At 41.1% G+C, this 10,028-nt stretch carries 7 protein-coding genes and 1 pseudogene; 2 read left to right on the top strand and 6 right to left on the bottom strand.

What is annotated here, in order from left to right; genetic code table 11:
- Window positions 1-79: 79 nt before the first annotated feature.
- The 6 genes and pseudogenes from DEM91_RS11065 to DEM91_RS11040 all read right to left on the bottom strand — a co-directional run.
- Window positions 80-511: pseudogene (locus DEM91_RS11065) on the bottom strand (ROK family protein); the annotation flags it as partial.
- Window positions 512-567: 56 nt separating this feature from the next.
- Entirely contained in the window at window positions 568-1,305 is a 738-nt protein-coding gene (locus tag DEM91_RS11060) for a porin family protein (protein ID WP_249858964.1), read from the bottom strand.
- A 275-nt stretch (window positions 1,306-1,580) separates the two neighbouring features.
- Window positions 1,581-3,722: a peptidylprolyl isomerase gene (locus DEM91_RS11055; protein ID WP_249858963.1), complete on the bottom strand. Its 2,142-nt coding sequence runs from the start codon at window positions 3,720-3,722 to the stop codon at window positions 1,581-1,583.
- Window positions 3,723-3,904: 182 nt separating this feature from the next.
- Window positions 3,905-5,182 carry a hemolysin family protein gene (locus DEM91_RS11050; RefSeq protein WP_249858962.1) on the bottom strand — a complete coding sequence of 426 codons (1,278 nt, stop codon included), beginning with the start codon at window positions 5,180-5,182 and terminating at the stop codon, window positions 3,905-3,907.
- Window positions 5,183-5,193: 11 nt separating this feature from the next.
- On the bottom strand, window positions 5,194-5,844 hold the full coding sequence (gene lptC, locus DEM91_RS11045) for an LPS export ABC transporter periplasmic protein LptC (protein ID WP_249858961.1): 651 nt from the start codon (window positions 5,842-5,844) through the stop codon (window positions 5,194-5,196).
- A gap of 28 nt (window positions 5,845-5,872) precedes the next feature.
- Window positions 5,873-7,174 carry a hypothetical protein gene (locus tag DEM91_RS11040; protein ID WP_249858960.1) on the bottom strand — a complete coding sequence of 434 codons (1,302 nt, stop codon included), beginning with the start codon at window positions 7,172-7,174 and terminating at the stop codon, window positions 5,873-5,875.
- 183 nt (window positions 7,175-7,357) lie between these two features.
- On the opposite strand from DEM91_RS11040, the gene DEM91_RS11035 reads away from it, so the two are divergent.
- Window positions 7,358-8,473, top strand: a complete 1,116-nt coding sequence (locus DEM91_RS11035; protein WP_275975271.1) for a DUF4105 domain-containing protein — start codon at window positions 7,358-7,360, stop codon at window positions 8,471-8,473.
- Window positions 8,470-9,834: an alkaline phosphatase family protein gene (locus DEM91_RS11030; protein ID WP_249858958.1), complete on the top strand. Its 1,365-nt coding sequence runs from the start codon at window positions 8,470-8,472 to the stop codon at window positions 9,832-9,834. The genes DEM91_RS11035 and DEM91_RS11030 overlap by 4 nt, the downstream gene beginning before the upstream one ends.
- Window positions 9,835-10,028 lie beyond the last annotated feature (194 nt).

The following is a 10,028-nucleotide window of genomic DNA, read 5'->3' as shown; positions in this document are numbered from 1 at the left end:
GTCCATATGGAAAAAATTAAAGGATTTCTCTTTGCCGTACGACACAGAGAAATCCTAATGACCGATTTGGGTTAAACCGCTTTGGACTGCCCGCTTCTTCCAGTCGATTGTTGACCAAAGGCAATGCTCCTGCCATGGCTTCGCCATAGGCGAATAAGCTTCCATCGTTATTGATAAAAACAGGCATGCCAAAACGTATTTGTAAATACGGACCCAATGCCACGCCTCCACGGAAAGAAGGAAAATTGGGCAAATCGCCTATAATGCCGTTCTCATAGTCGGCAGGACCAGGGAAAGCAAAGCTAATAGCCGAAGCATCCATAGGAATAAGGCGTTGTATTTTCTCAAACCCTTTGACTAACTGACCTAAACAGGCATTCAAATCGTTTGCCATTGATGGCAATGCAAAAGGTTCTATCATCTGTTCACCGCCCTGCATCGCCGAAAAAACAAAGTTTGTTCCACCAGCATCGAGGGTCATAATAATACGTTTGTCGTCTTTGTAATTCATTTGTTTAGATTTATAATTCAAGTTGATATAATCCGTGACTTCTCCTCATCGCCTCATCATAGGTCGAAAATGTAGCCAACAGTAAAGGAAAATACCTTGTTCTTAAAAGTACTGTACTCATCTTTATTGATTTTCAGCAAGCCGATGTTATACCTTGCGTCCAACAGCACATTCCCATATTCGTACGAAATACCCACAGGAATGGAAACATCTATGCGCTTCATGTTGTCCGTCATATCGTATTTGCTCTTGTAGTCATATAGCAAATTTCCTTCTTCATCCTTTTCATAATGCGTTTTACCTTCCTTGTCCGTGTAGAAACGCGATTGAGACGAAAAGCCTTTGGCAGACAGCAGATAACCAATTTGTAGACCTGCATTGAAAGAAAGACCACTTAGAACATAATCATGCAGCATCACTGGCAACTGCAAATAATGGAATTTCCATTGAAATCCGTTAAATGCATGATGAACATTTTTATCATCTATGCTCTCGAACTCTGGAAAATCCATGCCCTGTCTACTATAAAATAAGCCAGCAGAAGCAGCAACTCGTTCTGTTATCTGATTTTGAACGTCTAAACCAATGATGAGTCCTTCAAGGTATTTGGATTTTAAACCAGATGAGCCTTCAAAACCTTTCGCTGGATTATCCAGCTCAGTTACATCAGAACCACTGATGTTTGCGAAGTTCACTCCAACCTTCGGAATCAGTGACCACGTGCCAACAGTGCCTTGTGCCCAGCCGAACAAAACACTTAATAACAAGACAAAGGTTACTAAAAACTTTTTCATAAGTAAACGGTTTATAGGAAAACGAAAATTACACCTATTTTATTATAATAATGGGAGCAAAATATTCCTACACAGTCTGCGCATATTGAAGTGGTGCTGTCATTAAATCACTTTTGAAACCAATGAGGAAAAAGCTGGAGCTAATTCAGAATAACCATGACTCATCATAAAAAATGAGAGAGTGCACCATAAATACGACTATGATGCACCCTCCCCTTTTATATTAAATGAGTATATGCTGGACTTGCATTTGTAGCCCAGCATACGAAATCTAACTAAAAGAATAGATATCTATTGTCCTCAATATTAGCTTTCAATATCAACTCATTCATAAAGTTGCCAGCGTATTGTAAAGCTTTCTGACGTGTCTTCTGCTCTTCTGTCTTAGCGTCAAACTTGCCTGGACGCATTGTGCGACCTGTTACTTCGAATACATAAACACCTGCATTACCTTTTACTGGTCTCGAAGAGAATTTACCTTTAGCAGTTGCAGCCACAGCTCCACTCAAAGCAGGTTCGCTTGCTCCAACGCTCATCACAAAGACAGGAGCTGCGAAAGTAATTTGATTAACGGCATCAACCTTTGCGCCTTTGGCTTGTGCGGCAGCAATGTTCTTTACATCTTTAGCCTTTGCCATGAGCTGTTCAGCCTTCTTGTCACGAAGTACTTCAGCTTTCAAAAATTCTTTTACCTGAGGATCGTCATAAGAACGATAGCCCTTTGGATGAATCTTATCCAATACTACCAATAATAACTGGTCGTTATTACCACACTCGTACATTGGGGAGATTTCACCTTCTTTTGCATCAAAGAGCCATTTCATTGCCTCACGAGTTGCATTAATTCCCACAAGCGTGTGTGTTGAAGTAGTAATATCCTTCGCATCCTGTACCGTGTACCCACTTGACTTTGCATTCTTTTGGATTGACTCTGGGGTTTGGTTAGCACTTACGAAGGAGCTAAATTTGTTATAAGCCTTAGAATAGGTATCCTTTGAGAAATCAATCGACTTCTTTATCACAGCTGCCGTGTACTTGTTAATCATCGCTCTGCGATCTACGACTTGAACAATGAGGTTACCTTGTCCTATCTTAACATTCTTTAATTCATTGACACCTGAATTATTCAACGTACCAATATAAGTCTTGGTATCTGCATCCAATGAAGGAGCATTCTGATATTGTGCAGTTGTCATCCATACCTTTTCACCACTCTGACCATATTTTTTGGCAATAGTCTCAAAAGCAGCACCAGCATTCAATGCTGTGTAAATGGAATCAGCTCGTTTCTGAGCCTCTGCTGGAGTTTTACCTATTACCTGAATTTGTCGATATTGAACAGAATCAGGCAGCAATTGCTTGGATATAAGTTTGACAACATTCATCGAATTGTCCATCTTTGTTTCAAAAGGTCCATAAGTCTGTCCAACTGCCATGGAGTCTAACTTATCAGCAATATCATTAGGATAGGCTGTCTTAGCAACAGGGATTCCAAGATAATTCACCAAAGAAGTACTCTTGCGAACAACGTTTGCGGGTTCTGAAGCTGCTGCTAAATCTGTTGTATATTTCTTGAAAGTCTGCTGCAATTCGGCACGGTCTGCTGGAGAAGGCTCAACACGAACAGTTACATATTTGATATCGCGGCTTTCAACATTTTGCTTAAAGCGTTCTTTCAGTTCGTCATATTTAGCCTTTAGGTCAGCATCTTGAACCTTTATCTTACTGTCATCAATGGTGGAATAAGCAAAAGTAGCGAGCTGAATCGAACTTTCTTCGTTCTCCTCTTTATAAGAAAGTTTGGCTTCCACTGGATTCGACAAAATACATCCAGCCAATAAACTCTGATATTTCTGTGCTAAAATTTGCTGACGGAGTGTACGTTCAATAAAAGTCCAGTATTTATAAAGAGTTTGGTACTGTGCTGCCATCTGTGGATTGGCAGTTTGTTGCGTTTTATAATCAGCAATAAACTTCTTCAACGAATTGACATCAAACCGTCCTGTTTGTCGATTAACGAATGGAGTTTGCAACAACATGGGGTTGGTTCCTTCAGCTAAAATGTTTTGAAGTTCAGCATCTGTCACTGTCAATCCAATCTTTTTGGCTTCATCCTCCACAACTTTTGTCTGAATATAGGTCTGCCAAACCATGTCCTTAACTTGATTCATCTGCATCTCATTGAGATTATCAACACCTTGTTGCATTTTGATCACTTCGGTGTATTCATCCATGAGTTTTTGGAAGTCTTGGACATTCACTTTCTCTCCCAACACTTTACCTACTTGCTGACGCTGATCATTACGAGAAGCTTCACATGATCGGAATCCCTCTTCTGCAATAAAAGCAAAAAGGCCTAATCCAATGATGCTTATCAGAATCATACCTCTCTTACGAATTTTTCCTAATGCTGCCATTTTTTATTTTAATATTTATTTTATTTTTATATTCTTTCAATGAACCTTCAAACGCTTATCACACCTACCGCATCGTACTTCGTTCTGGTGCTTATGCCTTCAAATGCGTACAAAAATACTAAATTCTTAGCAAACGACTGAATATTTTATTGAAATTTTAAGTTTCCAACTGTCACAACAGCTCAATTAGACATAATATTCAGCTGTACTAACTCGATTTTAGACGATGTGCTCTTCAGTATCTTGAATTTATATTTACCTATTTCGATGATTTCGTTCAATTTGGGAAAGCTGCGATATTCATTCAAAATCAGGCCTCCTATCGTCATATAGTCATCACTTTCTGGTAAATCTAATTCAAACATTTCATTCACCTTATCAATTTCTAAGCGGGCTGATAATAGGAACTCCTTATCGCCTGTTTGTTTCGCTACGTATTTAAGGCTGTCATGTTCGTCTTCTATCTCTCCAAATATTTCTTCTACAATATCTTCCAAAGAAACCAAACCACTCGTTCCACCAAACTCATCAACGACAATCGCCAAGCTTTTTTTCTGCGTTAACAGTATGCGCATGAGCTTCTGCGCTGGCATCGTCTCTGGGACAAAAGGCATCGTCCGAATACCCTCCTGCCATGTAGAAGAGTGCTTGAACATTTCAGAACTATGAATGTATCCCTGTATATGATCAATATCCTCTTGATAAACAATAATCTTCGAGTTGCCACTATCCATGAATTTTTGACGTAATTCGTCTAAGGAACATTGATTCATGTCGACGGCATTGATTTCTGTTCGTGGAATCATACAATCCCTAACCTTGGTATCGGGGAAATCAAGTGCATTGTGAAAAATCTTGATTTCATTTTCTATATCATCTTCACTTTGAGCATTTTCAATACTTGATTGAACCAAATAATCTAAATCAACCTTCGAAAATCCTGCAGCAACGGCATCCTTAGGGATACTAACACCCAACAAACCAAGAATGATGCGTGCCAAGAAAGTGGCAAATCGACTTATCGGCCACAAGATAACATAAAACAAATAGGCAGGAAAAGCAAATAATTTCAGCAGTCGATTGGGATTACTGTTGAACAGCGTCTTTGGTACAAACTCACCCGTAAACAAGATAATGAGCGTGGATAATATTGTATCCGCTGGCACAGTAAAGGCAGGATTCATTCCTACAAATATCGTATTGTCTAAAAGCCGCGCTATCAAAATACCATAAATCACCAGCACAATGTTGTTCCCAACCAACATCGTGCTAACAAAAGCATTTGGGTTGCTATAAAATAAGGTAAGGAAGCGTTGCGAAAATCCATTCTTTTCCTTATCCATCTGCACCAACATGCGGTTGCTTGAAACGAAAGCAATCTCCATTCCCGAAAAAAAGGCTGAGAGAACCATCGTTATCAGAATAAAAATAATCAAAGAGATATCTACTTGTTCATTCATTGTTATCAATACTAAGGTGTCGTGGGCAACTTCGGTCGTGGTGATGCTTGTGGTCGCAAGAAGACGTTTGTGCTGTCTGTAGGCGCAGACGTGGTATCTGTCTCTCCTGTGAAATCTGATTTTTCAAAGGAGCCACGACTATTTGTAACGATGTATTTCGTCATCCGCTCATCACTTTTGAAGTAAGAACCCTGAAGTGTGCGCTCTGGCGTAACCAATTTGGAGAAACGATGTGAGTACATCTCATGTGCTCGACGATCCAAAAACAGTTCCTCACTCGAGAACTTCAGTCCATCTTTAGTCAATATTCTGACCCTTCCTCTCAATTCCCAAAGTTGGGCATCAATATTATAATATGCGGTATCGCATTGGATAAAAGACTGCACATGAAAGCTTTCATCAAACTGTTCCAAGAATGCACCTTTCCGAAACACAAACTTTTGCGGTGTCGTGTTTTGATAAACCTCCCACCGTTCGGTAACAATTCGATATTTAATAACACCCGAATCGGATATCAATTGATTTACGCCGTAGGTAGTCATCGTTGGTACAGAGTCACGATCGTATATGGCAGGGGCAATGTGTTCGGTTTGCTTTTCACAAGAAACAAAGCCCAAGATTTGCATCAGTACGATGACAAAAACGATTGACTTACTCTTCATACGCCCTTTTCCTGTCCTCTTGGGAGGATTATTGAACCTTCCATTTAGCAAACCAACGCTCATTGAACGTCAAACCGATGTTGATTCGGAACGTATTTTCTTTGATAAAGTCTTTTGCATCCTGCCTTACCCATTGTGCGGAGATATTCAACATAGAACGATTGTTCCAGCTGTTGACAATCGGAATACCGAAACCTGCACTCACACTAATTTCACTGGGACCATCTTGTCCGTTGATTTTCAGGTAAGGAGTGGCATAGGAAGCACCTATTCGATAATGCATCCGCTGAAAGAAATGGCGACTGTTGGCATCTTGGCAAAACTCACCACCGAAGGTAAATTTATGTCTATCTTTGAACATGCCTTGCGTGAGTACATATTGCGGAGTACCGTTCGCCATCGTATAGTTTGGATATGATGTTTTTGACCACTGCTGTAACAAGTAATCCGCACCTATCTTTAACTGATTGCGGTGGTTCCAGCCCAATCCTCCTCCAATGGCAGAAGGCAACTCTAAACCATTGTTCACCGTAAATAGAGTCGTGTCTCTAATGCCTGTCTGTGGATTTTGAGAAATAATGCTTAACGACGGATCGGCATTCAGACGATGCCCCAAAGAGTAAATTGCGCCCAAGGTCACCTGATCTTGTCTCGACAACCGTGCCGTATATTGCAATCCTACATCTAATTTATAATTGTGTACAGAAGCTGAATAATATTTTGAAATCGTATTGATAGACATATCGCTATAGCTGTTCACGATTGAGCGGTCATATTTTCCCCAAAGGTAAGAGACATTAACCCCCAATGAAAAGCCCTTGAACGGCTCCCAGCCTGCCCCTAAGTACACCTGATGCAATCCCCCTTTACCAAGATAAGCGTTGGTAGTGGTTGTCTTGGTATAATTTTCATCAATATGAATGGTTGCAGTGTTGGAGTAGTTGTATCCGATATTAGTAAATGGTACCAAACCAAAACTCAACCCTAAATGCTTTGCCAGTCTTAAGCCAGCTACCACATATTCTAAATCTGCATTCTTTGCGTTCAGTTTGCGATTACCTTCCTCAAAATGAGTAAGCTGCCCAGAAAGTCCAGCATCAAAGATAAAGGTAAGTGAATCGAGGGCAGAATAAGAAGCAGGATTGATAAAATTCACCTGATTATTTTCCCGAAAGCCATAACCCAAGCCATTCATCCCCCTATTAAAACCACTGGTCTGATCAGACAATACGCCAAATCCATACTGGCTGTAAGGAGAGTTTGTACCACTCTGTGCAAAAGCAGATATAGAAATAGACGCCCATAAAAAGGCACCAAATATCTTTTTCATTCTATTTTTATTTCAGATTTGGATGCAAAAATATCGAAAATTTTCGAATTAAACACACTTTAAGTGGGAAATAACACTTAAATTTGCATCGTGAAACGTTTTACTACACATTTAAGGATTGTCTTTATAGCGATTTTGCTGTTGATGACAACGATGCCCACTTTTGCTCAAGCTGATAGCACAATGCTCAAAAGTATGGACTCTGTACGTATCAGTTTGCTCACTTGTGGACCCGGCAACCAAGTCTATTCCTACTATGGACACACCGCCATACGTTACCACGACTTGGCGCGTCAACAGGACATCGCTATCAATTACGGCATCTTCTCCTTTCAAAAAAGTTATTTCATCCTTCGTTTCGTGTTCGGACTGACCGACTATGAAATGGGGATAGAAGATTTTGCAACGTTCATATCTACCTATTCTCAGCGGGGCAGTTGGGTAAAGGAACAGGTCTTGAACCTGACACGTGAAGAGAAATGGGCTATCACTCAAGCCATTGACGTCAACTACCGACCAGAAAACAGAGTGTATCGCTACAATTATTTCTACGACAATTGTACCACTCGTGCAAGAGACATGCTCATCAATCATATCGATGGACATGTTCTCTATCCAGCGAATCAGTCGCAAAAAATATCCTATCGGGAAATGATTCACCAGTGGAATCAGTCGCATTGCTGGGCACGTTTTGGCAATGACTTATTGCTTGGCGTACATGCCGATGCAGCAACAACCAACGAGCAACAGCAATTTTTGCCAGATAGTCTTCGTGCAGATTTTGCTGAAGCCATTGTCATCGACCATCAAGGGCATCGCCGCAGCTTGGTAGACAGTACATGCTATCTCGTTCCACCAGTAGAAAAACATGAGCCGAGAGCTCCTATCACCCCGCTTCATTGCGCTGTTTTATGGTGCGTTGCAACATTGATTGTTTGCTTTGCCGAATGGAAGTTCAAACGTATCCTATGGCAGTACGACCTTATCGTCATGCTCCTTTCTGGGATAGCTGGTGTTATACTATTGGCAATGGTTTTCTCTCAGCATCCCACTGTGCAACTTAATTTTCAGATACTCCTACTCTGTCCTCTCCACCTTTTCTTTCTTTACCCTTCCATTAAGGCGTTGAGAAATGGACACTTGCACGATTATACCAAATTTTGGAGCATACTCTTGTGCGCTTTCCTTCTACTTTCGTTTTTCCAACATTATGCGGAAGGCATGACACTTGTGGCATTATCTTTGCTATGTAGATATTGTTGGCTGTACATATACACCCGTAAAATCAAGAATAGATGAACAAATGTCTCTCCGCAATCATCATGGCTACCCTTACGGGAGCAACGACACAGGCTCAGACCTTGCAAGTTGCGCCTCGTTTGGTTGTCAACATTACGATTGACCAGCTACGCAATGACTACATTGAGCATTATTCACCGCTATACTCGCCAAATGGGTTTAAGAAACTATTAAGTAAAGGCTGCGTTTACGAAGCTGCCAATTATCCCTTTGAGTCCGTAGATCGAGCTTCGGCTATCGCTACCATCGTCACTGGGACTACACCCACTTATCATAATATCATCAGCACAAGATGGTTAGACAGGAAAACCTTACGCCCTGTTTTTTGTGTTGACGATGCCAAATACACGACTTCCCCTCAAAGATTATCCACCTCAACCATCAGTGACGAACTGAAGGTGTCAAGCAACGGTGGTTCTATTGTTTATGGCATAGCCTCCCAAAGAGACGCTGCTGTCTTATCGGCTGGCCATGCTGCTGACGGTGCTTTTTGGATAGATGAAAAAACAGGTAGCTGGACTACTTCCAATTATTATGGGTCGAAAGCCCAAAAGTGGATACAGGCTTATCGCAATACCACATCAAAACCGAGCAAGGAACAGGCGGAGCAGAACAATGCCGTGTGTGATGCAGCGATAGCTTGTCTGAACCATCACGCCATGGGAAAGGACGCCCAGACCGACTACCTCTCGATTACACTTTCTGCCAAGGGTACACAAAACGAAAAGTGGCGCACCGATTTTGAAAGCCTCTATCGAGGATTAGATCATACACTTGCCACCCTGATTGAACAGATAGAAAAGTCCGTTGGAAATCAGCAAGTACTCTTTGTACTAACCAGTACGGGCTATACAGATGACCCAAAAGTAGATTATGCAAAATACCGCATCCCCACAGGCACTTTCTACATCAACCGTACAGCCAATTTGCTGAACATGTACCTTGGAGCCATTTATGGGCAAAGTCGGTACGTTGAAACCTGTTTTAGTAATCAAATTTATCTCAACCGAAAGTTTATCGAAGACAAACTGCTTTCGTTTGAGGACATTTTGTCACGCTCCAAAGACTTTCTGGCACAAATAGCAGGAATTCGGAAAGTGTCTGAAAGTCCGTATAATCCAGCCGTGAGTGGCGACTTAATCATTGAGGTTGCGCCAGGTTGGCAGTTGCTGAATGAAGATAATCAAGATAATTATATTGCACGTGCATCCTTTGTACCCTTTCCTATTATTTTGTATGGAATGGGTATCAAGCCTCAACGTGTTACCACACCCGTCTCGGTAGACCGCATTGCGCCTACTATCGCAAAGTCTATCCAAATCAGAGCACCCAACGCTTGCAAGGTGTCCCCGCTTCAATAAGCATTCGTATAAAGTACTCATCATCAGCAATTTCCGCTTCATCTGCATAGGGTTCTTTTGATGGCTATTTACCCACTTAAAATTAACTCAATGTTCCAAGCCTCTTAACTCATGGAGATATGTCTTATACTGAAATAGCTTGACATATTATTAACCTCATAAAAAGTAAAATAATATGACAAAAGAACTTAAAA

This window comes from Prevotella sp. TCVGH (assembly GCF_023522295.1).
GTDB classification, from domain to species: domain Bacteria; phylum Bacteroidota; class Bacteroidia; order Bacteroidales; family Bacteroidaceae; genus Prevotella; species Prevotella timonensis.
The sequence above is the reverse complement of the archived record's forward strand: the minus strand, read 5'-3'. Positions and strand labels throughout refer to the sequence as shown.